Annotated in this window: 20 protein-coding genes and 1 pseudogene; 14 read left to right on the top strand and 7 right to left on the bottom strand. The window is 65.2% G+C overall.

Annotated elements, in window-relative coordinates; genetic code table 11:
• Positions 1-149: 149 nt before the first annotated feature.
• From ACXJMY_RS12715 to ACXJMY_RS12705, 3 genes are read left to right on the top strand one after another with little or no spacing between them, the layout of a single operon-like run.
• Complete coding sequence (locus ACXJMY_RS12715) at positions 150-1,949, top strand: thiamine pyrophosphate-binding protein (RefSeq protein ID WP_456619679.1); 1,800 nt, start codon at positions 150-152, stop codon at positions 1,947-1,949.
• 47 nt (positions 1,950-1,996) lie between these two features.
• Complete coding sequence (locus ACXJMY_RS12710) at positions 1,997-2,701, top strand: SDR family oxidoreductase (protein WP_456619678.1); 705 nt, start codon at positions 1,997-1,999, stop codon at positions 2,699-2,701.
• A gap of 22 nt (positions 2,702-2,723) precedes the next feature.
• Positions 2,724-3,107, top strand: coding sequence for a cupin domain-containing protein (locus ACXJMY_RS12705; protein ID WP_092185744.1), 384 nt, complete (start codon positions 2,724-2,726; stop codon positions 3,105-3,107).
• Between the two features lies 1 nt (position 3,108).
• Here ACXJMY_RS12705 and ACXJMY_RS12700 read toward each other — a convergent pair whose 3' ends face one another.
• The 4 genes from ACXJMY_RS12700 to ACXJMY_RS12685 all read right to left on the bottom strand — a co-directional run bounded on the left by ACXJMY_RS12700 (position 3,109) and on the right by ACXJMY_RS12685 (position 6,835).
• Positions 3,109-4,065, bottom strand: coding sequence for a lytic transglycosylase domain-containing protein (locus ACXJMY_RS12700; protein ID WP_456619677.1), 957 nt, complete (start codon positions 4,063-4,065; stop codon positions 3,109-3,111).
• Between the two features lie 211 nt (positions 4,066-4,276).
• Positions 4,277-4,552: a hypothetical protein gene (locus ACXJMY_RS12695; RefSeq protein ID WP_456619676.1), complete on the bottom strand. Its 276-nt coding sequence runs from the start codon at positions 4,550-4,552 to the stop codon at positions 4,277-4,279.
• A 78-nt stretch (positions 4,553-4,630) separates the two neighbouring features.
• Positions 4,631-5,488 (bottom strand): VOC family protein, encoded by an 858-nt coding sequence (locus ACXJMY_RS12690; RefSeq protein ID WP_456619675.1) that lies wholly within the window; start codon positions 5,486-5,488, stop codon positions 4,631-4,633.
• A 153-nt stretch (positions 5,489-5,641) separates the two neighbouring features.
• Positions 5,642-6,835 carry a urate hydroxylase PuuD gene (locus ACXJMY_RS12685; RefSeq protein WP_456619674.1) on the bottom strand — a complete coding sequence of 398 codons (1,194 nt, stop codon included), beginning with the start codon at positions 6,833-6,835 and terminating at the stop codon, positions 5,642-5,644.
• Positions 6,836-7,038: 203 nt separating this feature from the next.
• On the opposite strand from ACXJMY_RS12685, the gene ACXJMY_RS12680 reads away from it, so the two are divergent.
• Entirely contained in the window at positions 7,039-8,352 is a 1,314-nt protein-coding gene (locus ACXJMY_RS12680; protein ID WP_456619810.1) for a PQQ-dependent sugar dehydrogenase, read from the top strand.
• 207 nt (positions 8,353-8,559) lie between these two features.
• On the opposite strand, the gene ACXJMY_RS12675 is transcribed toward ACXJMY_RS12680, so the two are convergent.
• Complete coding sequence (locus tag ACXJMY_RS12675) at positions 8,560-9,360, bottom strand: SDR family NAD(P)-dependent oxidoreductase (RefSeq protein WP_456619673.1); 801 nt, start codon at positions 9,358-9,360, stop codon at positions 8,560-8,562.
• Between the two features lie 250 nt (positions 9,361-9,610).
• Here ACXJMY_RS12675 and ACXJMY_RS12670 point away from each other — a divergent pair, with 250 nt between their 5' ends.
• From ACXJMY_RS12670 to cyoD, 4 genes are read left to right on the top strand one after another with little or no spacing between them, the layout of a single operon-like run.
• A complete protein-coding gene (locus ACXJMY_RS12670; RefSeq protein WP_456619672.1) occupies positions 9,611-10,444 on the top strand; it encodes a cytochrome ubiquinol oxidase subunit II in 834 nt (277 codons plus the stop codon).
• Positions 10,434-12,431: a cytochrome o ubiquinol oxidase subunit I gene (cyoB, locus tag ACXJMY_RS12665; RefSeq protein ID WP_456619671.1), complete on the top strand. Its 1,998-nt coding sequence runs from the start codon at positions 10,434-10,436 to the stop codon at positions 12,429-12,431. Before ACXJMY_RS12670 ends, cyoB begins: the two co-directional genes overlap by 11 nt.
• Positions 12,431-13,072, top strand: a complete 642-nt coding sequence (locus ACXJMY_RS12660; protein WP_456619670.1) for a cytochrome (ubi)quinol oxidase subunit III — start codon at positions 12,431-12,433, stop codon at positions 13,070-13,072. Before cyoB ends, ACXJMY_RS12660 begins: the two co-directional genes overlap by 1 nt.
• Positions 13,069-13,458: a cytochrome o ubiquinol oxidase subunit IV gene (gene cyoD / locus ACXJMY_RS12655; RefSeq protein WP_456619669.1), complete on the top strand. Its 390-nt coding sequence runs from the start codon at positions 13,069-13,071 to the stop codon at positions 13,456-13,458. Before ACXJMY_RS12660 ends, cyoD begins: the two co-directional genes overlap by 4 nt.
• A gap of 422 nt (positions 13,459-13,880) precedes the next feature.
• Here the strand turns inward: cyoD and ACXJMY_RS12650 are convergent, their stop codons facing one another.
• Positions 13,881-14,669: a thermonuclease family protein gene (locus ACXJMY_RS12650; protein ID WP_456619668.1), complete on the bottom strand. Its 789-nt coding sequence runs from the start codon at positions 14,667-14,669 to the stop codon at positions 13,881-13,883.
• Between the two features lie 200 nt (positions 14,670-14,869).
• On the opposite strand from ACXJMY_RS12650, the gene ACXJMY_RS12645 reads away from it, so the two are divergent.
• The 4 genes from ACXJMY_RS12645 to ACXJMY_RS12630 all read left to right on the top strand — a co-directional run bounded on the left by ACXJMY_RS12645 (position 14,870) and on the right by ACXJMY_RS12630 (position 20,025).
• A complete protein-coding gene (locus ACXJMY_RS12645; RefSeq protein ID WP_456619667.1) occupies positions 14,870-16,468 on the top strand; it encodes a GMC family oxidoreductase in 1,599 nt (532 codons plus the stop codon).
• Between the two features lie 195 nt (positions 16,469-16,663).
• Entirely contained in the window at positions 16,664-17,113 is a 450-nt protein-coding gene (locus tag ACXJMY_RS12640; protein ID WP_456619666.1) for a hypothetical protein, read from the top strand.
• Positions 17,114-17,218: 105 nt separating this feature from the next.
• Positions 17,219-18,238 carry a S1C family serine protease gene (locus ACXJMY_RS12635; protein ID WP_456619665.1) on the top strand — a complete coding sequence of 340 codons (1,020 nt, stop codon included), beginning with the start codon at positions 17,219-17,221 and terminating at the stop codon, positions 18,236-18,238.
• A gap of 59 nt (positions 18,239-18,297) precedes the next feature.
• Positions 18,298-20,025 carry an FAD-dependent oxidoreductase gene (locus ACXJMY_RS12630; protein ID WP_456619664.1) on the top strand — a complete coding sequence of 576 codons (1,728 nt, stop codon included), beginning with the start codon at positions 18,298-18,300 and terminating at the stop codon, positions 20,023-20,025.
• Between the two features lie 140 nt (positions 20,026-20,165).
• Here ACXJMY_RS12630 and ACXJMY_RS12625 read toward each other — a convergent pair whose 3' ends face one another.
• Positions 20,166-23,642 carry an indolepyruvate ferredoxin oxidoreductase family protein gene (locus ACXJMY_RS12625; RefSeq protein ID WP_456619663.1) on the bottom strand — a complete coding sequence of 1,159 codons (3,477 nt, stop codon included), beginning with the start codon at positions 23,640-23,642 and terminating at the stop codon, positions 20,166-20,168.
• Between the two features lie 165 nt (positions 23,643-23,807).
• Between ACXJMY_RS12625 and ACXJMY_RS12620 the strand changes: the two genes are divergently transcribed.
• Together ACXJMY_RS12620 and ACXJMY_RS12615 are read left to right on the top strand one after the other, a co-directional pair.
• The gene (locus ACXJMY_RS12620; RefSeq protein WP_456619662.1) at positions 23,808-24,764 is read left to right on the top strand and encodes a hypothetical protein; all 957 of its coding nucleotides are present in this window, start codon (positions 23,808-23,810) and stop codon (positions 24,762-24,764) included.
• A gap of 205 nt (positions 24,765-24,969) precedes the next feature.
• Positions 24,970-25,162 (top strand): annotated as a pseudogene (locus tag ACXJMY_RS12615) (cysteine hydrolase); the annotation flags it as partial.

Below are 25,162 nucleotides of genomic sequence, written 5' to 3'. Positions count from 1 at the left end.
GGAGCCTCGCGTTTCCTCAGCTGACAGACTACCACAATATAAATTGACGTACAGCATTATGAGAAATAGGGTGTCCGCGGCTCAGCGATGACCGGCCGCGTTTTCCGCATCGGTCCACAAGAAGTCGTGGGCCGGCGGGAGACGGGTTGATGTCGAAAAACATGCTCAACGGCGCCCAGGTCATTGTCGATTACCTGATCCAGGAAAAAGTGCCGCAGGTGTTCGGGCTCTGCGGCCACGGCAACATCCAGTTCATCGACGCGCTGTACGAGCGCTCCTCCGAGATCAAGACGATCTCCGTGCATCACGAGAGCGTCGCCGGCTTCATGGCCGACGTCTACTACCGCGTCTCMGGCAGGCCGACGGCGACCTTCACCTCCTGCGGGCCGGGCTCAGCCAATCTGCCGATCTCGCTCGCGAACGCCTTCCTCGATTCCGTGCCGTTCATGGCGATCACCGGCAACGTGCCGACCAGCCAGTTCAATCGCGGCGCGTTCCAGGAGATGTACCGGCACTACCAGGCCGACTTTCCCTCCACCGTGCGCACGATGTGCAAGAAGGTGTTTCAGCCGACGCGCGGCGAGATGGTGCCGCTCGCGGTGCGGCAGGCCTGGAAGACCATGGTCACGGGGCGGCCGGGGCCGGTGGTGATTGACGTACCGTTCGACGTCTTCATGGAGGCTGCTGCCGAAGAGGCACCGAAGGCCAGCGAGTGGAGCGCCAACATCTCCAGCCGTTGTGGTGCCGATCCCGAAGGCGTCGAGAAGGCGGTCGACATGCTGCTTTCAGCGGAGCGGCCGGTGATGCTGGTCGGGCAGGGCGTGCGCTATGGCGGCGCGGCGGACGAATTGCGCAAGCTCGCCGAGCGGCTTCAGATTCCCGTCGCGGCCTCCGCGAGCGGTCTCGGCGCGCTCGACGTCAATCATCCGCTGGCGCTTGGCCTCGTCGCRCGCGCCGGCCACTATCAGGCCAATCATGCGACCCGCCAGGCCGACGTGCTGCTCGCGCTCGGCGTCCGCTTCGACGACCGCACGTCGAGCTCATGGATTCCCGGCTATTCCTTCACGATCCCGCCAACGCGGCTGATCCATGTCGACATCGATCCCGAGGAGATCGGCCGCAACTATCCTGTCGCGCTCGGGCTGATGGCCGACGTCCGCACCTTCCTGCGTCAGATCCATGCCGAGCTCGATCGCCGCGATAATCTCTTCAAGAAATCCGATGCGCGCAAAAAATGGCTGGCGCAGATCGACACCTATCGCAAGGAGTGGGACAAGTTCGTCGCGCCCGGCTTCTCCGACGATACCACGCCGATCAATCCGCAGCGCGCGGCGGCCGAGATCGACAAGGCGCTGCCGGAGGATGCGATCCTGGTCTCCGACATCGGCGTGCATCACAACTGGCTGCTCGGCTTCTGCAAGCCGAAGCGGCCGGATTCGCTGATCGGCTCGATGGGCTTTGGCCCGATGGGCTTCGGCGTCGCCGGCGTGATGGGCGCGAAATTCGCCGCGCCCGATCGTCCCTGCGTGTCGGTGTGCGGTGACGGTGCCTTCTTCATGCACGCCAACGTGCTGGGTACGGCGGTCGAGTACAATCTGCCCGTGGTCTGGGTGGTCTGGAACAATTACGCCTATGCCTCGATCCGCGGACTTCAGCGCGGCTATCTCGGCGGGCGCGAGCTTGCGACCGACTTCAGGCATCCGGAGACGGGCCAACGTTACAATCCCGACTTCGCGGCGATGGCGCGCGCCTGCGGCGTCGAAGGCGTGCGGGTCGATCGCGCCGGCGACATTGGTGAGGCGATCCGCAAGGGCATTGCCGCCAACAAACCCTATCTGATCGACGTCGATATTGCCGCCGACATCAATCCGATTGGCGCCGGTGTCTGGGAATTGCCAGGCCTCGGCCAGAGCAAGGCCGGCATCGGCACACGTTTCCAGCCGGGCTGATCGCGCCGCTATCAATCGCCAATCAACAAGATATCGGGGAGATGGGAATGACGCTCGCAGGCAAGAAGGTCGTCGTGATCGGCGGCTCCTCAGGCATCGGCCTCGCCACGGCGGAGCTGGCCAAGGCGCAAGGCGCCGACGTCATCATCGCCTCGCGCAGCGCCGCGAAGCTTGATCCCATCGCCGAGCGGCTGAGGGTGACGGCCATTTCCGCAGACGTCACCGACGACCAGAGCGTCATTGATCTGTTCCGTCGCACCGGTCCCGTCGATCACGTCGTGCTGACGGCCGCGCAGCTCCGCACCGGGCCCTTCAAGACGGTCGCGATGGACGACGTGCGTGCCACCATGGAAGGCAAGTTCTGGGGTGCCTGGCGCGTGGCGCGGGAGGCCGAGATCCGGCCGGGCGGATCGCTGACGCTGGTCACCGGCTTTCTCAGCGTTCGGCCGCGGCCGAACTCGGCGATCATCAGTGCGGCCAATGGCGCGCTGGAATCGCTGGCCCGCGCGCTCGCGCTCGAGCTTGCGCCGGTGCGCGTGAATGCGGTCTCGCCGGGGGTGATCGATACGCCGATCCGGGCGGCGATGCCTGAAGCGGCGCGGAAGGAGATGCTGGCAAAGACCGCTGCCGCGCTGCCGGTCGGCCGCGTCGGCATGGCGGAGGACATCGCCCAGCAGATTGCGAGCTTCATGACCAACGGCTTCGCCACGGGATCGATCGTCTATGTCGATGGTGGCGCGCTGGTGAATTGAGTCGCGCGAAAGGAGCACGATCATGGCCGAGGAGAGCAACGGCGCCTTCATCCGCAATATCGCCGAGGTGCCCTGGCGCGAATTCCCCAATCACTTCGGCGGAGCGCTGTCGAAGCCGCTGGTAATGCCGGAGACCGCCGGCTCGCGCCGCATCGACTACCGCATCTCGATGTACCAGCCGATGGCCTATGTGGCACGGCATCATCACAAGGTGCAGGAGCAGGTCTATCACGTGCTCGACGGCGAGGGGCTGATGGAGATCGCAGGCAAGAACCATGTCGTGCGCAAGCACGACGTGATCTTCCTGCCGCCGGGCGTCGAGCACGCGATCTCGAATTCGGGCCTGACCGATCTCGTGTTCCTAGTGGTGACGTCGCCAGTGACCGACGACGAGAAGCCGGTGTGACCTAGCCGGAGGAACGTTCGCGCGCGGCGATGCGGACGGCGCGAGCTTTCGCGCTCTTTCCGGTCGCGCGCGCCGCGATCATGCCGCGTGCCTTGCCGTGGCTGCTCTTCCGGATCAAGGATGCAAGCCGCTTGCGCGCCCGGTTCGCCGTCATGCGTGCGGCCAGTTGCTCGGCCTTGCGAATGATATTGGCGGCCGTAGGCGTCAGATTCACTGGAACCCAGGCGACGTCCTTTGTCTTGGACAGGGCGCCGATGCCCTCGCAGGGCGCTTCGCGCGGCAGGTCGATCCGGATCGCGAGGGCCTCGGAGCGCTCGGTCCAGTCTTCGGCGTTGGTGCCGGTGATGATCCGGACATAATCGCGCGTCTCGCGCGGCAGTCCGCTTTCCCTGGCAAGCCATTTCTGGATACGACCCGGGCCGGCGTTGTAGGCGGCGGCGGCGAGGCCGAGATTGCCGAAATCGTCGCGGAGCTTGCGCAGGAACTTTGCCGATGCGGGCAAGGCCTTCATCGGGTCGAAGGGATCATCGAGTCCGACCTCCGCGGCCGTCTCCGGCATGAATTGCGCGACGCCCTGAGCGCCGGCCTCGCTGACCTCGTTGGAACGAAAACGGCTCTCCTGCCAGATCAGGCGCGCGAAGAACGGCACCGGAATGCCGCTGGCCTCGGCCGCTTCCCTGAGCGCGCGGCAGAATTGTTCGGTTGGCGAAGCCGGGGTCTGCGTCACAGGTTCGATCGCGCGCGTCGGCTCGATCGCCTCTTCGTAGGATGCGCGCGCATTTGCGAGCTCGATGGCCTGCACGCTTGCGAGGAAGAGCTCGACGAGCGGAACCAGTGACGGTGCGCGATCGGCTTTGGGAGTGGAGTTGTCGAGATGTGATGCTTGCCAGGACGGCGACGAGCCGAGGTCGCAGATCAGAGTCAGGAACGCAGCGCAAGCCGCGACGAGAAATCGCATCTCGGTGAATGTCCTCGAACTGTGGGGAACGACCAGCGCGCGCCGGTGACAAGGACTTCTTAACCGCAATTGCGGCGAAGCTGCGATTCCGGGACACCGCCGGTGTTAGTACGGTGTTCCTGCTGCAGAAAATGCGACGTCAGCCCCGCGGATCTACGGGGCCGCGGGGACATGCAACGCTGCAAGTGGTGTGACGGCGGTTGGGTGGCGCTTACGCCTTTGGAAAGTCCTTGCGCAAGGCGATCTCGGCGGCGTCGCCGGGCGACAGCACGGTCTGCTCGAAGGCCGGCTGCGGCCTCGTCATGATGTCGTAGAGCGAGATGCCCTTGATCGGCTTTTCCATGAGCTCGCGGACGCAATCGGCGAGCGTGCCGTTGTAGACGAGATAGGGCGGACCTCGGTCCTTCTGCCGCTCGCCCTTCAGCGACGGCCATTTCTTCAGTTCAGCCGGCGCGTCATAGACGATCGGCGAGCCTTCCTTGAACATGCGCTTGGCCCCGGGCGGCTTGGACTGCCGGGAATCCTAGGGCCGCCGGGTAAACACACGTTAAAGAATTAGCTCAAATCAGCCGGCAATGAAGGCGAGCAGGGTGCCGTTGGCCTGGGCCGGCGGCACGCAGATCGCAGCCCCGCTGCGGACGCCGGCCGAACCCAGCGCCTTCTCGGTCGCCGCGAGATCGCCGCTCACGAGCACCAGCGCCGCGCCGCCGCGTTCGGACAGCCCTGCGAGCGTTACACCGGGATAACGCTTTCCGAGCTGATCCAGCGTCAGATAGACGAAATCGGCGCGATCGCCGCCGGAGGGCACGGTGACCGCGCCGTCGGCATCAGGCTTCGGCTCGCGGTCGATCAGGCGCGCCAGATGCGCTGCTTCCGTCGCGGGCTCGGGCGTTGCGATCAGCGTCTGCTTGATCCGCTTGGCCGCATTGGCGTGCTTCATCAGCTCGGGAATCCACACGGTGTCGCGGGTCTTGTGCTGGCAGGCGAAGATGCGCACGCCGCCCGGCGCTTCCGCGGTCGGCCACATGAAGGTGCGGAATTTTGCCGCCGACACCGTGCCATTCGGCAGCGTCACCGGCCGTTCGAAATCAGTCGGCCCGATCGGCACCAGGCCGCGCGCGCGGATCTCCTCCGCGCCGGCGGCGGAATCGACCGCGGTGAAGGCGATGCGCTCGATGCCCTCGCCCTGCTTGTCGAGGAAGGCGCGTGCCGGCGCGTTGTGTTCGGTCGCAGCCAGCACGCCGAGCAGCTCCATATAGTCCGGGTCGAACATGATGGTGTAGTTGCCGGTGCCCATATGCGCGCTGTGGGTGCCGCGCGGCGAGATGGTGAAGCCGAGCCGCCTGTAGTTCTCGGCAGCCTTGTCGAGGTCCTTCACCATGACCACGGCGTGGTCGATACCGATGACATTCTTGAGGGCCACTGTGATTTCCTTGGGGCGGGTGCAAACTGACTTCGGACCGCGACCTGCGGCCGCTCGCCCTGTCTACGCTGGATAGGCGCTCAAGTCATTTTCAAATCTGCGGCAGATGCGGAATTTCATTCCGCGAAACGCTGCATCGACGCCGGGACGGCGTCAGCGAGCCTGCTCGCTGATATAGGCGGCGAGGATCGCGCGCTCCTCGCTGGTCATCTCGGTGATGTTGCCCGGGGGCATCGCGCTGGACCATGCGGCCACGCGGCCGATCAGGCGGATATTGCGGTGGATGTTCTCGGGACCGTCGAGCAGGATGCCTTTCGGCGCTGTCACGATACCGGCCCAGACTGGCTCGGCCGCGTGGCACATGCTGCAGCGGGACATCACGATCTCCTCGACATTGGCGACCGTAGGCTGTGCCGATAGTGCACCTGTCTTCACCTCGCGCGGGCCGGCAGCGGAGAGGAAGAAGATCGCGATCACGCCGGCCGCCGCGACGCCCCACACCCACCATGGCGATTTGCGCCCGGCATGCCGCTCGTTGAAGAAGTGACGGATCACGGGGCCGAGTGCCAGGATGATCGCGACGATGATCCAGTTGAAGCGGGTGGCGTAGAGCAGCGGATAATGGTTGCTGATCATCAGCACGACGACCGGCAGCGTCAGGTAGTTGTTGTGGACCGAGCGCTCCTTGCTGGTCTTGCCGAGTTTCGGGTCGGGCGCCTGTCCGGCGATCAGGGCGGCCACGATCTTCTTCTGGTTCGGGATGATCACCGCGAAGACATTCGCGACCATGATGGTGCCGATGATCGCCGCGATCTGGTTGAAGGCGCCGCGGCCGCTCAGCACGTGGGTGAAGGCAAAAGTCAGCGCGACCAGGAACAGATAGCCGCCGATGGCAAAGGGCAGCTCGCGTTGTGCCAGTCCGCTGCGGCAGGCAGCCTCATAGAGCAGCCACGCCAGCGCAAGACTACAGAAGCTGAACAGGCCCGCCTGGAACGGCGTCAGGTCGAGGATCGACTTGTCGACCAGGAACAGGTCGGCCTCGAGATAATAGACCACCACCATCAGCGCGAAGCCGGACAGCCAGGTGGTATAGGCTTCCCATTTGAACCAGGTCAGTTCCTCCGGCATCTGGCTCGGCGCCACCAGATATTTCATGATCCGGTAGAAGCCGCCGCCATGGACCTGCCAGGCCTCGCCCTGCACGCCGTCCGGCAGGTCCCCCCTTGGCTTCAGGCTGAGATCGAGATGGATGAAGTAGAACGAGCTGCCGATCCAGCCGATCGCCGCCACCACGTGCAGCCAGCGGAGCAGCAGGCTCGCCCATTCCGATAAGATCGATCCCCACATGATCACCCCATCAATCGCGACATCGATGCCGCGGCTTTGATGACCGCAACCGGCGGTCGCGCCCCTACAATGTGTCGCACCGATCCGCGTTATTTTCCAGTACGATGGGTTGCGGCTGATGCACATCGTGCGGGCATGAGCTGACGTGGGATTCGGCAGACAAGGGCCGGGAGGAAGACGACGTGAAGAAGCATGTTTCGCATATGCTGGTGGCCGCATGGCCTTTGGTAGCCTGCGCCGGCGCGCAGGCCGAGCCTGTCCTGCAAGGCAGGGACGCCTACGGCAATTGGCAATCCGACAAGCCCGGCACGGTCAGGCTGATCCGGCCGCAGGATCTCCCCAAGGCCAATGCGACGGCGTCGGTTGCGAGCTTCGCGCGCGTGGTGCCGCGTCCGCCGGACGCATCGCCCCTGGTGCCGGCGGGCTTCAAGATCGAGCTGTTCGCCGAAGGCCTGCGCGCTCCGCGCATCGTGCGCGTGGCGCCGAATGGCGATGTTCTTGTGGCGGAGACGCGGGCAGGCAATATTCGTGTGCTTCGCGCCGGGGAGGGCGGCAAGGTCGCGACGAACGAGGTTTTTGCCAGCGGCTTGAAGCAGCCATTCGGCATAGCTTTCTTTCCGAACGGCGACGATCCGCAATGGGTCTATGTCGCCAACACCGACAGCGTCGTTCGCTTTCCCTATCGGGCCGGTGATCTGAAGGCGCGTGGCAAGGCCGAGACCATCGTGCCGAGCCTGCCGCACGATGGCGGCCATTCCACCCGCGACATTGTCTTCACGCTGGACAACAAGCGCATGCTGGTCTCGGTCGGCTCACTCAGCAACGTCGCCGAAGGCATGGGAAATCCGCCCGGCGGGATGGCGGCCTGGTCGCGAACACAGCCGCTGGGGGCCGCCTGGGCGAGCGAGACCGAACGTGCGACAGTTCTTGCCTTCAATCCGGATGGCAAGGAGCGGAAGATCTACGCCACCGGCATTCGCAATTGTGTCGGCCTCGCGATCCAGCCGCAGACCGGCCTGCCATGGTGCTCGACCAACGAACGCGACGGCCTCGGTGACGATCTCGTGCCCGATTACGTGACCAGCGTAAAGGAAGGCGCCTTCTACGGCTGGCCGTGGTTCTACATCGGCAACAACGAAGACCCGCGCCATGCCGGCGCGCGGCCGGACCTCAAGGACAAGGTGACGATCCCCGACGTGCTGGTACAGCCGCACTCGGCTTCGCTCGGCATGACGTTCTACCAGGGCACGCAGTTTCCAGCCGAGTATCAGGGCGATGCCTTTGCTGCCGAGCACGGCTCCTGGAACCGCTCGAAGCGCACCGGCTACAAGGTGATCCGCATCCGGATCAACGACGGCAAGCCGACGGGGGAGTACGAGGATTTTGTTACGGGCTTTGTCGTGAATGATACGGAGGTCTGGGGAAGGCCGGTCGGAGTTGCGGTGGCCAAGGATGGCGCGCTGCTGATTTCGGAAGACGCCGGCGGCACGATCTGGCGGGTGACGCATTCGCGCTGAGCGAACCTTCTTCGCCTCTCCCCGCGTGCGGGGAGAGGCCGGAATTTGCGAGAGCAAATTCCGGGTGAGGGCGCGGGTCCAACCCTCAGCGAGGTCGCGAAGCAGCCCCTCACCATAGCCGATGCTCTGCATCGGCGTTCTTTCCCAAGAACGGCGGCCGGAGGCCGCCTACGCCTCTCCCCGTAAGAACGGGGAGAGGGAGAGGACCTAACCCCTCCTCACACTGGCCCCGCCGTCCACCGGCAGCGTCACGCCTGTGATGAAGTTCGCTTCATCCGATGCCAAAAACAACGCGGCGTTCGCCACGTCCCACCCCGTGCCCATCTTCCTGCGCAGCGGCACCTTGCTGTCGCGTTCGGCTTCGACTTCGGCGCGGGTCTTGTGCCATTCGCGGGCGCGGGTATCGACCGCCATCGGCGTGTTCATCAGGCCCGGCAAAATGACGTTGGCGCGGATGCCGTACTCCGCGTTCTGGTAGGCGAGCTGTTCAGTGAAGGCGATCATCGCCGATTTGGTCGCCTTGTAGGCGACGTAGGGATAGGTCGTGATCGCGGCCATCGAGGAGATGTTGATGATCGCGCCGCTGTTCTGTGCGCGCATGATCGGGATCACTTCCTTGGCGGCGAGAATGCAGCTCTTCAAATTGATGGCGACGACGCGGTCGAATGCCTCCTCGGTCAATTGAAGCAGCTCGGCGTCGCCGCCGGACAGGCTGACGCCGACATTGTTGTGCAACACGTCGATCCGGCCCCAGCGTGACAGCGCGTCGGCCACCATGGCCTTGATGTCGGCGGAGCTGGTCACGTCGGCCTTGAAGGCGGCGGCGGTCCCTTGCTTGTCCGCGATCATCGCGACGGTTTCCCGCGCCGAGTCCAGGTGATGATCGACGCACAGCACCTTGGCGCCCTCGCGCGCGAAGGTCAGCGCGGTGGCGCGGCCATTGCCCATGCCTTCGCCGGGGCTCTGGCCGGCGCCGACGACGATCGCAACCTTGTCCTTCAAGCGCATGTCAGCTCACTCCGGTGGCGGTTTCATCCCAATTATTTTCGTGCAGATTAGCAATCGCCCCGACGGGAGAGAAGGGCACGCCTGCTGCGTTCATGTCATTGACATCACATGGAATTGCATGCTGCCGCGGCGCATTGCGCATGGCTGGCCCTTGTGGTTCAGGAACCGTTTTCGGGCGACTGGGTTTGTTGCGGGGCCTTTTCCGCGCTAGGCTCTCCCCGGGGGCTTCCCGACCGCCAGTGGCTTGCCGATGAATCTGCTCGATCCACAAGGGCCTGTTGCTGCTGCCAACAGCACCATCCTGGTCGATTCCGTCTTCATCATGCTTGTGATCGTGGTGCCGACGATCATCGCGATCCTGGCGTTCGCGTTCTGGTTTCGCGCTTCCAATCCGAAGGCGCATTTTCAGCCCGACTTCGTCTATTCCGGGCGGGTCGAGATGGTGGTGTGGGCGATCCCCGCGCTCACYGTCATCCTGCTCGGCGGCGTCGCCTGGATCGGCTCGCACCAGCTCGATCCCGCGGCGCCCGTGCCGGGCACCGGCAGCCCGGTCCGCATCCAGGCCGTCTCGCTCGACTGGAAATGGCTCTTCATCTATCCGGACCAGCGCATCGCCACCGTCAACACGCTGACGGTGCCCGCCGGCGCCGAGCTGAACTTCCAGCTGACGTCGTCGAGCGTGATGAACGTGTTCTTCATCCCGCAGCTCGGCAGCATGATCTACACCATGAACGGCATGGTGACGCGGCTGAACCTGCGCGCCGACAATGAAGGCAAGCTTCAGGGCCTGTCGGCGCATTTCTCCGGTGACGGCTTCCCCGACATGATGTTCGACGTCAACGTGATCTCGCCGCTCGCCTTTCCGGACTGGGTGGCGACCACCGCGAAGTCCGATGCGGTGCTGAACGAGGAGAGCTACACGAAGCTGATGCAGCAGGGCATCGAGAGGGGCAGGCCGACCTACCGCCTCGACGATCCCCGGCTGTTCGACCTGATCGCGACCCAGCACATTCCGCCAGGGCCCGGACCGGAGCTGCTCTCCGATGCCGGCCGGCCGCACAGTGGAGGCCATGATGCTCGGTAAGCTCGATTGGTCGGCGATTCCGTTCGACCAGCCGATACCCCTCATCGCGGGCGCCGTGGTGCTGGTCGCGATTCTTGGCGTGCTGATCTGGGTCGTGGTGAAAGGGCATCTGCCCTATCTCTGGCACGAATGGATCACCAGCGTCGATCACAAGCGCATCGGCGTGATGTATATCCTGCTGGCCTCGGTGATGCTGCTGCGCGGCGGCAGCGACGCGATCATGATGCGGATCCAGCAGGCGGTCGCCTTCCAGTCGCAGGGCTATCTGCCGCCGGAGCACTACAACCAGATCTTTTCGGCCCACGGCACCATCATGATCTTCTTCGTGGCGATGCCGTTCGTGATCGGGCTGATGAACCTGATCGTGCCGCTCCAGCTCGGCGTGCGCGACGTCGCTTTTCCGACGCTCAATTCGGTCGGCTTCTGGCTCACCGCGACCGGCGCGCTGCTGGTCAATCTCTCGCTCGTGATCGGCGAATTCGCGCGCACCGGCTGGCTCGCCTTTCCACCGCTGTCGGGACTGTCCTACTCGCCGGGCGTCGGCGTCGACTATTACGCCTGGTCGCTGCAGATCTCCGGCGTCGGCACGCTGGTCGCCGGCATCAATCTCGTGACGACCGTGCTGAAGCTGCGCACCAGGGGCATGAACTATCTGCGCATGCCGATGTTCTGCTGGACCACGCTGGCCTCCAATCTCCTGATCGTCGCGGCGTTTCCGATCCTCACCGCCACGCTCGCGATGCTGCTGCTCGACCGCTATCTCGGCTTCCACTTCTTCACCAACGAAGCCGGCGGCAACGTCATGATGTTCATGAACCTGATCTGGGCCTGGGGCCATCCGGAGGTCTATATTCTCGTGCTGCCGGCCTTCGGCATCTTCTCCGAGGTGGTCTCGACTTTCTCCGGCAAGGCGCTGTTCGGCTATCGCTCGATGGTGCTCGCCACCATGGCGATCTGCGTCATCTCCTTCATGGTCTGGCTGCACCATTTCTTCACGATGGGCGCGGGCCCCGATGTCAACGCCATTTTCGGCATCGCCAGCATGATCATCGCGGTGCCGACGGGAGTGAAGATCTACAACTGGCTGTTCACGATGTATGGCGGCCGCATCCGCTTCGCGACGCCGATGCTGTGGGCGGTCGGCTTCATGGTCACCTTCATCATCGGCGGATTGACCGGCGTGCTGGTTGCGGTGCCGCCGGCGGACTTCTTGCTCCACAACAGCATGTTCCTGGTGGCTCACTTTCATAACGTCATCATCGGCGGCGTGCTGTTCGGCGCCTTCGCCGGCTTCGAATACTGGTTTCCGAAGGCCTTTGGTTTCCGGCTGGATGAGCGATGGGGAAAGCTGGCGTTCTGGTTCACTTTCCTTGGCTTTTACGTCACTTTCCTCCCGCTCTATATCGCCGGCATGCTCGGCATGACGCGGCGCCTGCAGCACTACGACGTCGCGGCGTGGCGGCCCTGGATGTTGGTGGCGGCCGCCGGCATGGCCGTGCTGACGATCGGCGTGATCTGCCAGATCATGCAGCTCGTGGTCAGTATCCGCAACCGCGAGGCGTTGCGCGACCGCACCGGCGATCCCTGGGACGGACGTTCGCTGGAATGGGCGACCTCGTCGCCGCCGCCGGTATTCAATTTCGCCTTCAATCCCGATGTGCGCGGCGAGGACGCCTATTGGGACATGAAGGCCCATGCCCAGCAGCAATCGCTCGAGCACGCACCCGAATATCAGGACATCGAGATGCCCAGGAACTCGCCGACCGGTTTCGTCTGCGCGTTCTTCGCCACCATCATGGGCTTTGCGCTGATCTGGCACATCTGGTGGATGGTGATTTTGGGCGGCATCGGCGCGTTCGCGACCTTCGTCGTGTTCGCCTGGCGCGACCATGACGAATACGTCATTCCGGCCGACGAGGTCGCCCGCATCGACCGCATCAATCTCGAGGAACGGCGCAGCCTCGTCAGCATGGCGGGGGCGGTCTGATGTCGATGACCGCGACCGTCGGCCGCGCCCACGCCGATCCCCATCACATCGGGGTCGTCGTCGAGCATCCTGGACCCGCGTCGAAGCGCATCGTGACCGCCTACGGCTTCTGGGTCTTCCTGCTCTCCGACATCGTGATGTTCTCCTGTTTCTTCGCGGCCTACGCGGTGCTGGTCGGCCAGACCGCCGGCGGCCCCAAGGGCTCGGAAATTTTCGAGCACCGGAACGTTGCGATCGAGACCGTCTGCCTGCTGCTGTCGAGCTTCACCTGCGGCATGGCCAGCATTGCGGCCGACGTGCGTAACCGGTTCTGGTTCTACCTCGGTATGGCCGTGACCTGCGTGCTGGGGCTGATATTCCTGGTGATGGAGTTTCGCGAATTCGCCGATCTCGTCTCGCGCGGCTATGGCCCCTCGCGCAGCGCGTTCCTGACTTCGTTCTTCTCGCTGGTCGGGTGCCACGGCCTGCATGTCTCGGCCGGCGTGCTCTGGCTTCTCACCATGGTGGCGCAGGTCTTCGCAAAAGGCTTTCGCGCCGACATCCTGCGCCGGATGATGTGCTTTGCGCTGTTCTGGCACGCGCTCGACATCATCTGGGTCGCGGTCTTCTCCGTCGTCTACCTGCTTGGGAGTGCCGTATGAGCGATCAGACGCACATGCCGGCCGGACACGACCTCGCCCCCGGCGAGGAAGAGCAGCACAGTGTCGGCGCGCGCATCCTCGGTTACGTCGTCGGCCTTGCACTCGCGCTGCTGCTGACGGCGACGTCGTTCTTCATCGCCGGCACCGACCTGGTCTGGCAGCCGTCCATTCCCGTCGCGCTGATCGTGCTCGCGATCGCGCAGATGGGCGTGCATCTGGTGTTCTTCCTGCACATCACGACCGGCCCCGACAACACCAACAACGTGCTGGCGCTCGCCTTCGGGCTGCTGGTCGTGTTCCTGGTGGTCGGTGGAACCGTCTGGATCATGGCGCATCTGAACGCGAACATGCCGCCGATGGACCACATCATGCAGATGCGGAGATAGCGCGCGCCGATGGCAGCAGGGCATGATGTGAGCCTTGATGCGCTGACGTCGCCACATCGTCATGGCCGGGCTTAGCCGTCCGAAGGACGGCGTCGCTTCCGCTCGCCTATGTCCCGGCCATCCACGTCTTGCTCCGCGGCACGAAGCACGTGGATGCCCGGGACTAGCCCGGGCATGACGGTCTCCCGTAAGGTCGGCCTCCAGAGCCGCGCCAAAAAGAAGAGCCGCTTGTCGTGGACAAGCGGCCCAAGTCTAGGGAGGAAACGCCCGAGCAAGGACAATCGGGCCGGAGCCGAATTGCTGCCAAGGATGCGCTCGCGCAAAGCGCGTGCGCACGTTCACAAATGCAGCAACTCCCGATCGAGATCAATTCCGGATCAATACTGTCTCGGTCCGGGACATATGAGCGCTGGACGCGCTCCTCATTTCGGCCGGCGGCAATTATAGGCCTTGCGGAAGCCGGCGGCCTGGGCGTCATCCTCCGAGCAGAACCAGCGGTCCGGCTTCGTCGTCGCCGGATAGCTCGGGCAGCCGCGCAGATGATAGATGCCGATATTGCCGGTGACACGCGCGCGCACCGCCAGCTTGCCCTTGATGCTGCAGCTCGGCGGCATCGTCAGTTCCTCCGGAAACAGCACCGCGCGAATCTCCTTGTCGCGGTCGGCGCGGCAGGCGGCGCCCAGGAGCGTGCCGTCTCGCTTGCCGGTGCGGAATTCTTGCGGTGCAACAAAGCAGCCCTTCCAGATGCCACTCGTGGCGGTCTTGGCTTCGGCCGCGACCGGCTTGACGTTGGCCTTGATCGGCTCGCGCGCGATGGCAAAGCCGAGCTTGATCAGCTGCTCGTTCAACGAGACCTTGTCGCCCTCGGCCGTGCAGATCGCCCGGTGGCGCTTGCCAAAGCTCTTCTCGGGGCCGACATCGTCGCAGCGCACCGGGCGCTTGCCGATCAGCTTGGCCAGCTGGTCGCGGGCCTCGATGCCGCAGGTCCAGGGATCGGCGTGGTCGTCGATGCAGACCTGGTCCAGCTCCGGCGCATCGACACCGTCGAGCCGGTAGGTGACATCGCCAAGCTGGATGGAATTGGCATCCCGGACGGTCGCGGCAGCCGTCAGCGCGGAGGCGGGGCCGGAGGTCGCCAGAAATCCGGACAGTGCGAGAAACAAAACGAGCGCGAATGCGCGGGCGGCGGCAAATGAATTCTCGAAGGACATAAGGTCTCGCTATCGATTGCTCTGCAGCTCGTTCCTAGCATCCGGATGTGGCGATACCAATGGTCTGCGCCCTGCGAAGTGCGACATTCCGGCCTCGCGGCTTTACTCAGCCGTCGCTCTGATCCTATCGTTTGCCGGGCCTGCGAACCGTGACGGCCGAATCGCCCGGGACGTGGCGAGGGCGGGAGGACAATGTTTCGATGAACGATCCTGTGGACGTCCTGATCATCGGCGCCGGCGCTTCGGGCGCGGCGGTCGCGTGGTCGCTGGCCGAGACCAAGATGCACATTCTCTGCCTGGAGCAGGGCGGCTGGATGAACCCGGCGGAATATCCGAGCACGGGCCGGGACTGGGAAGCCAAGTTCTACGGCGAGTGGTCGTCGAGCCCGAACATCCGCGGCCGGCCCGAGGACTATCCGATCAACGACGACAATTCGCCGATCAAGGTCGTCAACTACAATGCGGTGGGCGGTTCGACGGTGATGTACACCGCGCACTGGCCGCGGCTGCATCCCTCCGATTTCAAGGTCAGGACGCTCGACGGCGTCGCCGACGACTGGCCGATCGACTACGATGCGCTGACCCCGTTCTTCGAAGAGAACGACCGTATCATGGGGACGTCCGGGCTGTCGGGCGATCCGCTGTCGCCGCTGACGCATCCGCCGATGCCGCAACAGCCGCTCGGCTTGTCCGGCGCCATCATCGGCAAGGCGATGAACAGGCTCGGCTGGCACTGGTGGCCGTCGGACACGACGGTTGCGACCACGGACTATGAGGGCCGGGCGCGCTGCATCAATCTCGGCCATTGCACGCCGGCCTGCGCGCAAGGCGCCAAATCCTCGACCGACATCACCTATTGGCCGCAGGCGATCCGCGCCGGCGTCGAGCTGCGCACCCATTGCCGGGTGCGCGAGATCACCACCGACGAGAACGGCATGGCCTCGGGCGTGGTCTATTACGACAAGGACGGCGTCGAGCAGTTTCAGCCGGCGCATGTCGTCATCATCGCCTGCAACGGTGTCGGTACGCCGCGGCTGCTTTTGAACTCCGCGTCCGGCCGTTTCCCGAACGGCCTTGCCAATTCATCCGGCCTCGTCGGCAGGAATTTGATGTTCCATCCCTATGCGCAGATCTACGGCTATGTGAAGGAGCCGACCGACAGCAACCGCGCGCCGCCGACCTGCCTGTGGAGCAAGGAGTGGTATGACACGGACCTGTCGCGCGGCTTCGTGCGCGGCTACGGCGTCCAGTTCGTGCGCGGCGCCGGTCCCGTGTTCGAGGCCGTCGTCAGTGAGCAGAAGGGCATTCTGCCCTGGGGCGCCGATCATCACCGCGTCTTCCGCAAGCTCAACGGCCATCGGCTGGGTTTCTCGGCGATCTGCGAGGACCTGCCGGAAGAGCACAATTGCGTCACGCTCGATCCTGTCCTGAAGGACAGCCACGGCATTCCCGCGCCGAAGATCGACTACACCATCAGCGAGAACAGCCGGAAGATGATGGAGTACGCGCTGGCGCGCGGCCGCGAGGTTCTGGAAACAGCGGGGGCGACCGACATCTGCGTCAACTCGCCGATCCCGTGGGGCGGCTGGCATCTGCTCGGCACGGCGCGAATGGGCACCGATCCGGAACGCTCGGTCGTCAACGAATGGGGCCGCTCGCACGACGTGAAGAACCTCTTCATCGTCGACGGCAGCATCTTCGTCACCTCGGGCGGGGTGAACCCGACGTCCACCATCCAGGCCCTCGCGCTGTACATCGCCGACCAGATGAAGCAGCGCCTCGCAAACTTGTTTGATTGAACATGATGCGGATCCAAGCGAGCGCCGATCTCGGTGCACCTCTCCCGCTTGCGGGAGAGGTCGGCGCAACGCGCCGGGTGAGGGTTCTCTCCTCTGGGGGAGCCCCTCTGCTGAGGTACCCTCTCCCCAACCCTCCCCCGCAGGCGGGGGAGGGAGCGCACTTTTGTCGCGGCACTAGTTTTGGAAGAGGATACGATGACTGATCAACTCTCCCTCACGCCCCGCCAGCGCGACGACCTCCGCGCCGTCGCTGCGATGATCGTTCCTGCCAGCGACGAGTACAAGGTGCCCGGCGCCGACGATCCCGCGATCCAGGCGGATATCCTCGCGACGCTCGGCCGTGACACCGCGCCGGTGCGGCAGGCGCTGGATCATCTGGCCCGGCTGGCGGGCCAACCGCTTGCCGGGCTCGATGCCGTCAGGCGCGATGCGGTGGCGCAGGAGTTTCGCAAGCACGGCGGCGGGGCTGCCGCAACTCTCGTCCGCGTCGTGCTGCAATGCTACTACCGCGACGACCGCGTGCTGCGCTCGCTCGGGCTGGAGCTGCGCGCGCCGTTCCCCAAGGGCTATGTCCTCCCGGACGGCGACTGGTCGCTGCTCGATCCAGTGAAGGCGAGGGCGGGCACGCTGCGGCGCGCGCCCTAGCCACTTGGGCAGTCAACACCCGGCAGCCCAGCTTTGCACCCCAGGCGGGCCACTTGCGCGAGAGGGACGAGGCCACCATCTGTGTGAGCCTCAAGGACTTTTGCCATGTTGGATTTGACCTCAGAAATCGCCGATGACGCACCGTCATCGCGAACGGCGGCGGCTGCCCCGGACAATGACCGGGCCCTGCTGGACGCCTATTCCAATGCCGTGATCGACGTGACCGACCGCGTCGGCCCGGCCGTCGTGCGCGTCGAGACCGGGCCGAAAGTGCCGAACGGCCGCGAGCGCGGCGGGCTCGGCTCGGGCATCGTGATCTCGCCGGACGGCCTCGTCCTCACCAACAGCCATGTGGTCGGCGCCGCCAAGGAGATCCGGCTGCGCGACGTCGAGGGCCATGTCGGCGACGCCCGGGTGCTCGGTGTCGATCCCGACACCGACCTGGCGCTGCTCCGCGCCAACGGCGTCCGCGACTTGCCCTATGCCGCGCTCGGCAACTCCAAGAGCCTGCGGCGCGGACAGCTCGTGATCGCAATCGGCAACCCGCTCGGCTTCGAATCGACCGTCACCGCCGGCGTGGTCTCCGCGCTTGGGCGCTCGATCCGCTCGGTCAGCGGACGCACCATCGAGGACGTGATCCAGACCGATGCGGCGCTCAACCCCGGCAATTCCGGCGGGCCGCTGGTGTCGTCGACTGCCGAGGTGATCGGCATCAACACCGCGATCATCAGCGGTGCGCAGGGCATCTGTTTTGCGGTTGCCAGCAACACCGCGCAGTTCGTGCTGTCGGAGATTATCCGCCACGGCTATGTCCGCCGCGCCTATATCGGCGTCGCCGGTCAGACCGCGCCGGTCCCGCGGCGGCACGCGGTTTTGGCCGGCGTCGAGAACAAGATGGGCGCGCTGCTGGCGCAGATCGAGCCGGACGGCCCGGCGGCGAAGGCGGGCCTGTTGCCCGGCGATGTCGTGATCAGGCTCGACGGCGTCGAGATCAACGGCGTCGACGATCTGATCCGCGTGCTCGACCGCGACCGGATCGGCCGGCGCCTCGCGATGGACGTGCTGCGGCTCGGCCGCCTGCGGGCGATCGATATCGACCCGATCGAGCGCAAGCCGGCGCGCTAGCGCTGGTCCCTCCGGGCGGGGTATGACTGGGTCATGCCTCGTCCCGGAAAGCCCGTCTTATGATGCCGGTGCAAGAGACCTACGACGTCATTGTCATCGGCGCTGGTGCAGGCGGCATGGCGGCCGCGGCCGTTGCTGCCGCCGAAGGCTTGCGCGTGCTGGTCATCGAAAAGACTGCGTTCGTTGGCGGCACCACCGCATGGTCTGGCGGCATGGTCTGGATCCCCGCCAATCGGAAGATGAGGGAGGCGGGGCTGTCCGACAGCGTCGCCGACGCCGTTCAGTATCTGTCGAGCACGGTGCCCGAACCCGCCAATGCCGGCTTGCGCGCGGCCTTCCTCGCGCGTGGCCCGGAGGCGATCGCCTATCTCGAAGCCAACACCGAAGTACGGCTCCAAGCCGTGAAAGCCTATCCGGATTATTATCCGGAGCGGCTGGGCGCGACGCCCGGCGGGCGCGTGCTCGAGCCGGTCGCCTTTGACGGCACGCGGCTGGGCGCGAGTTTTGCGCGGCTGCGGCCCCCGCTGCCGGAGTTCACGCTGTTCGGCGGCATGATGGTCAATCGTCTCGACATCCCGCACCTGCGCCGGATCGGGAGATCGCTGCGCTCGACGTTGCGCTCCGCGCGGCTGGTTTCCGAATACGCGTTGCAAAGGCTGCACAGCCCGCGCGGCACGACGCTGCATCTCGGCAACGCGCTTGCCGCACGGCTTTACGCTTCGCTGCTGGCGCGGCAGGTCGAAATCCTGTTCAGCGCCGACGTCGAGGATCTGTCGATGCAGGGCGAGCGCGTCGATGGCGTGGTGATCCGTCATGGCGCCCGCGATCGCCCGATCTCCGCGCGCCGTGGCGTGGTGCTCGCCACTGGCGGCTTCTCGCACGATGCCGCTTTGCGTAAGCGCTTCTTCCCGCCTGCGGCCGGGCTTGTCTCGGCGACCACCACATCCGGCACAGGCGACGGGCTTCGCCTCGCCGCTGCGACCGGCGCTGCGCTCAATACCGAGGCGACAAGCCCGGCGTACTGGGTGCCGRCCTCGCTGTTCCGGCGCGCCGACGGCAGCCGCGGCGTCTTTCCGCACACAGTGACCGACCGCGCCAAGCCCGGCGTGATCGCCGTCAACGCGGCCGGCCGGCGTTTCGTCAACGAGGCGCTGTCCTACCACGAGTTCGTGCTCGCGATGCTGCGCGACGGCCATGGCGAGCCGGATCGTCCGTTCTATCTGATCTGCGACCGTCAGTTCCTCTGGAACTACGGCCTCGGCCGCATCAGGCCGTTGACGCGCAGCGTTCGTCGCTATGTGGCGAGCGGCGAACTCATCGAGGCCTCGGACATCGCGCAGCTTGCCGCGAAGATCGGCATCAAGCCGTCCGCGCTCGCCGCAACCGTTGCGAACTACAACGCCGACGCGAAGGAGGGGCGCGATCCCGAATTCGGCCGCGGCAGCACCATCTATCAGCGCCACCTCGGCGATGCCGCGCACAAGCCAAACCCCTGCGTCGCGCCGATCCTCCGTGTCCCCTTCTTCGCGATGCGCATCTATCCGGCCGATCTCGGCACGGCCATCGGCCTGAAGGTCGACGCCCAGGCGCGCGTGCTGCGCGACGACGGCACGCCGGTCGCCGGCCTCTATGCCTGCGGCAACGACATGGGCTCGATCATGAACGGCAACTATCCCGGGCCGGGGATCACGCTGGGGCCGGCGCTGACGTTCGGGTACATTGCGGGGAGGCATCTGGCGGAGGGGGCGTCGCTCGCGCCGACTGCTGGTGTGTCGGCCACGGTCTAGCCATCCTCTCCGACGTCATGCCCCGCGAAGGCGGGGCATCCAGTATTCCGGAGGCAGCGAGACTGACAACAACCGCCGCGGCGTACTGGATCGCCCGCCTTCGCGGGCGATGACAGCGAGTGTGTGGCGCCGGCTTGCCCTTACTCCGCCGCCGCCGCAAAGCGGCTGTTCTCGAGCTCCGCCTCCAGCCGCGCCGTCTCGGCCGTCGCCTGCTTGATATTGGCCTCCTTGACGTGACCAAAACCGCGGATCGTCTCGGGCACGCGCGCGAGCCTTGCCAGCAGCGGGATCTGCGCCGCGTTCAGCCCGGCGATCCGCTGATCGATCATCGCAAGATAATCCTCGACCAGCTTCCGCTCGGTCCTGCGCTCCTCGGTGCGGCCGAACGGATCGAACGCGCCGCCGCGCAAAAACTTCAGCTTCGCCAGCAACCGGAAGGCATGGATCATCCAGGAGCCGAATTCTTTCTTTTGAAGATGGCCCGTCACCTTGTCGCGCTGCGCGAAGATCGGCGGCGCCAGATAGAATTTCAGGGAGAAATCGCCGTCGAACTTCTCCGAAACCTTCTTCGCAAAGCTGCCGTCGGTATAGAGCCGCGCAACCTCGTACTCGTCCTTGTAGGACATCAGCTTGAACAGGTTCTTGGCCACGGCTTCCGTAAGCTCCGTGGACGCCGGCGAGGCTGCCGTCTCCGCCTTGCGGACCTTGGCGACGGCCGCGAGGTAGCGCTCCGCATAGGCCTTGTCCTGATAGCCGGTCAAAAACTCCGCGCGGGTGGCGATGATGTCGTCGAGCGACTTGGTCGGAGCGGACGCCCTGTTCTTGAACTGGAGCACGCTGCGCACGCGCGACATGTCGTGGGCGGCCAACCGCCCCCAGGTGAAGGCGAGCTTGTTCATCTCGATCGCGGCGCCGTTGATCTCGATGGCGCGGAGCAGCGCTTCCAGCGACAGCGGGATCGCGCCCTTCTGGAAGGCGAAGCCGAGCATGAAGGGATTGGTTGCGATCGAGTCGCCCATCAGCGCCGCTGCAATGCCGGTGGCGTCGATGATGTCGAGGTTCTTGTCGCCGATGGCGTCGCGCAGCACGGTCTGCATCGTGCCCATCTCGAAATCGAGATCGGGGTTTTGCACGAAGCTCGCGGTCGGCTGGAGGTCGGCATTGATATACGCCTTCGTCACCCCGCGTTCGGCGCGGCTGAGCGCAGAGGGACCAGCCGAGACGATCATGTCGCAGCCGAGAATGACGTCCGCGCCGCCGGTGGTGATGCGAACCGCGGAAATGTCCTCCGGCCTGGGCGCGATACGCACATGGCTCATCACGGCGCCGTTCTTCTGCGACAGGCCGGTGAAGTCCAGCGCCGAGCAGCCGCGGCCGTCGACATGGGCGGCCATGCCGAGCAGTGCGCCGATGGTGATGACACCGGTGCCGCCGATGCCGGTGACGAGGATGTTGTAGGGGGCGTCGAGCTCACGCGCCGGCGGCAGCGGCAGGTCCGCGAACAACTGTCCGGAATCGACCCCGGAGGTCTTGATCCGCTTCAGCGTGCCGCCGTGCACCGTGACGAAGCTCGGGCAGAAGCCCTCGACGCAGGAAAAGTCCTTGTTGCAGTTCGACTGGTCGATCTGGCGCTTGCGGCCGAACTCGGTCTCCAGCGGCTGCACCGAAACGCAGTTGGAAGCCTGCGAGCAGTCGCCGCAGCCTTCGCAGACGAGCTCGTTGATGAAGGCACGTTTTGCGGGATCGGGATACAGCCCGCGCTTGCGGCGGCGTCGCTTTTCCGCGGCGCAGGTCTGGTCGTAGATGATGACGGTGAGGCCCTTGATGTCGCGCAACTCGCGCTGCACGGCATCGAGCTCGCGGCGATGATGGATGGTCGCGCCCTGCGGGAAGTAGTTGCCATCCGGGTACTTGCCGGGATCGTCCGAGACGATCGCGAGCCGCTTGATGCCCTCGGCCCAGACCTGGTGGGCGATCTGCGCGACGTTGAAGCCGCCCTCGGCGGGCTGGCCGCCGGTCATCGCGACCGCGTCGTTGTAGAGGATCTTGTAGGTGATGCTGATTCCGGCGACCGAAGCGGCACGAAGGGCGAGAAGCCCCGAATGCGTATAGGTGCCGTCGCCGAGATTCTGGAAGATGTGCTGCTCGGTGGTGAAGGGCGACTGCCCGATCCAGTTCACGCCCTCGGCGCCCATATGCGAGATCAGGTCGGTGCGGCGGGTCGGCATGCTCAAGGCCATGCCGTGGCAGCCGATGCCGGCCATGGCGCGGCTGCCTTCGGGCACCTTCGTCGAGGAGTTGTGCGGACAGCCCGAGCAGAAGAACGGCGTGCGCGCGAGCTTGATCGGCGCGCTGGTGGTGACGGGATTGTCGAACGCTTCGAGCCGTGCGAGGCGCTGCTCCAGCACAGGGCTGTGATGACCGAGCTTGCGCAGCCGCGCCACCAGCGCGGAGGCAACGATGGTCGGCGTCAGCTCGCCCTCGCTCGGCAGCAGCGGCGCGCCGCGCTCGTCGCGCTTGCCGGTGACCGTCGGCCGCTTCGATGCATCGATGTTGTAGAGGATGCGCATCAGCTGGTCTTCGACGAAGCCGCGCTTCTCCTCCACGACCAGGACATCCTGAAGACCCTCGGCGAAGCGCCGCGCGCCGTTTTCCTCCAGCGGCCACGTCAGCGCGACCTTGTAGATGCGAAGGCCCAGATCCTGCGCATCCTTGTCGGTGATGCCCAAGTCGGCGAGCGCCTGGCGCAGATCGAGATAGGCCTTGCCGGTCGCGACAATGCCGAGCCGCGCTGGCTTTGAATCGAGCACGATGCGGTCGAATTGGTTGGCGCGGGCAAAGGCCTGCACCGCTTCCATCTTCGGGCCGAACAGCCGCTTCTCCGCGTCAAGCGGCGGGTCGGGCCAGCGGATGTTGAGGCCGCCGGGCGGCATCTCGAAATCATCGGGCAGCTTGATCTGGATGCGCTCGGGATCGCTATAGATCGAGGCCGAGCTTTCCACGGTCTCGCTGATCGCCTTGAAGCCGACCCAGCAGCCGGAGAAGCGCGACAGCGCAAAACCGTAGAGGCCGAGGTCGAGATAATCCTGGAGCGTGGCGGGATTGATCACGGGGATCAGCGCGGCTGCGAACACCTGCTCGCTCTGATGCGCCAGCGTCGAGGACTGGCAGCCATGGTCGTCGCCGGCCAGCGCCAGCACGCCGCCATTGAGCGAGGTGCCGGCTGCGTTGGCATGCTTGAGCGCATCGACCGAGCGATCGACGCCGGGGCCCTTGCCGTACCAGATGCCGAACACGCCATCGACCTTGGCGCCCGGAAACAGGCCGACCTGCTGGCTGCCCCAGACCGCGGTCGCCGCCAGGTCCTCGTTCAGGCCGGGCACGAAGGCGATGTCGTGCTGCGCGAGGTGCGACTTCGCCCGCCACAGCGCGTGGTCATACATGCCGAGCGGGGAACCGCGATAGCCCGAGATGAAGCCGCCGGTGTTGAGCCCGTGAAGCCGGTCGCGTTCGCGCTGCAACATGGGCAGTCGAACCAGGGCCTGCGTGCCGGACAGGAAGATCCGCTTCGATTCGAGCCGGTATTTATCGTCCAGCTCGACCTGCATCAGCGTCATTTCAGAAGTCCTCGTCTGTCGTTCGGCGTGGGGTTTGCGCTGCGGGAGGGATTGCGGCTGCGCGACGCGAATTGTGACAGTCAAGAGCATGGGCCAGCGAAGTCAATATCGCTGGCCGCATCCGTGGCGCTCCTGCTAGTCATGGCTTGCTTGCGGAGGGACACCATGACGGCAAAAGCGTTCGATACCGAGATCACGGAGACCGATGGCGCTCTGATCGGGCCATGGCGTCAGCCGCGCCAGATGCTTCAGGCCCAGGTCTACGACGCGCACGCCTCCATCCACGACGATGCGACCGCGCAGAAACTCGGCTTCAAGGGCGGCACCATCGAGGGGCCGACGCATTTCAGCCAGTTCGCGCCGCTCGGCGCGCGGCTGTGGGGACAGGCCTGGTTCGAGACCGGATGTCTTTCCGCGCATTATCGCAGTGTCTGCTACGAAGGCGAGGAGGTGCGGGCGATCCTGTCGAAGCCGCTGCCCGGCACGAGCCAGTGCCAGATCCAGATGGTCAAGCGCGACGGCACGGAAGTGCTGCGCGGCACGGCCTCGGTCGGCGAACCGCACGCAGCGACGGCGCTCGAGGCGCGTCTTGGCGAGCTCAAGCCGCTCGCCGATCCCGTGATCCTGCGCGACGTGAAGGTGGCGCAGACCAGCAGGCGGCAGATGGTGCGGATGGCGTTCGACCAGAGCATGGGCGACCTCTATCCGTTCTCGCTGCGGCAGAAGCTCGCCGTCATCACCGAGAACTCGCCTTACTATTCGGGCGCGGACAATCCGTGGCGCAGGGCCATCATCCCGATGGAGATGCTGAGCGTGCTGTTCCAGTACCGCTCCAAGGACGATCCGTTGCCGGCCAGGGGGCCGGCGGTCGGGCTGTTCGCCGATCAGGAGATCCGGCTGGTGAAGGGGCCGCTCTTCGTCGACGAGGAGTATGAGATCGAGCGCGAGGTGGTGGCGCTGTCCGGCAGCCGCCGCACCGAAAGCGCCTGGGTCAAGACGCGCGTGTTCGACAAGGCCGGCACGATGGTGGCGACCATGCTGCTGAACATGGCCACGATGAAGGATTCCTACGCGCCGTATGAGGAAGAGTATCGGCGGCTGTACGGAGATACTGCCCGCTAAAAAAGCGAGCTTCGCTGCCGCTCATCCTTTAAGCAAATGCACGTCGCAAAGTCGTCGCACAGCGAATGAGCAGACGCGCGGTGGTCAGATAACATTCTGACAGCGCAGCAGATTTACGCGCATCGCGGGTCCGGTCGCAATTGTACACAATGGCACGGCGTTTGCAGAACTGCTACCAAAGAGAGTTCTCGCGGGGGCCTGCGTCATGTTGAACTCAACCAAGCCGACACTGGGCGTCATCAGTGCCGAGCCCGAGCCGATCAAGCTCGATTGGGCGAGCACGGCGCTCGTGATCATCGACATGCAGCGCGATTTCATGGAGCCCGGCGGCTTCGGCGAGACGCTCGGCAACGACGTCAGCCAGCTCGCGCGCGCCGTGAAGCCGATCGGTGCGCTGC

This window comes from Bradyrhizobium sp. P5_C12 (assembly GCF_054049735.1).
This window is presented reverse-complemented; position numbering and strand designations above follow the sequence as displayed.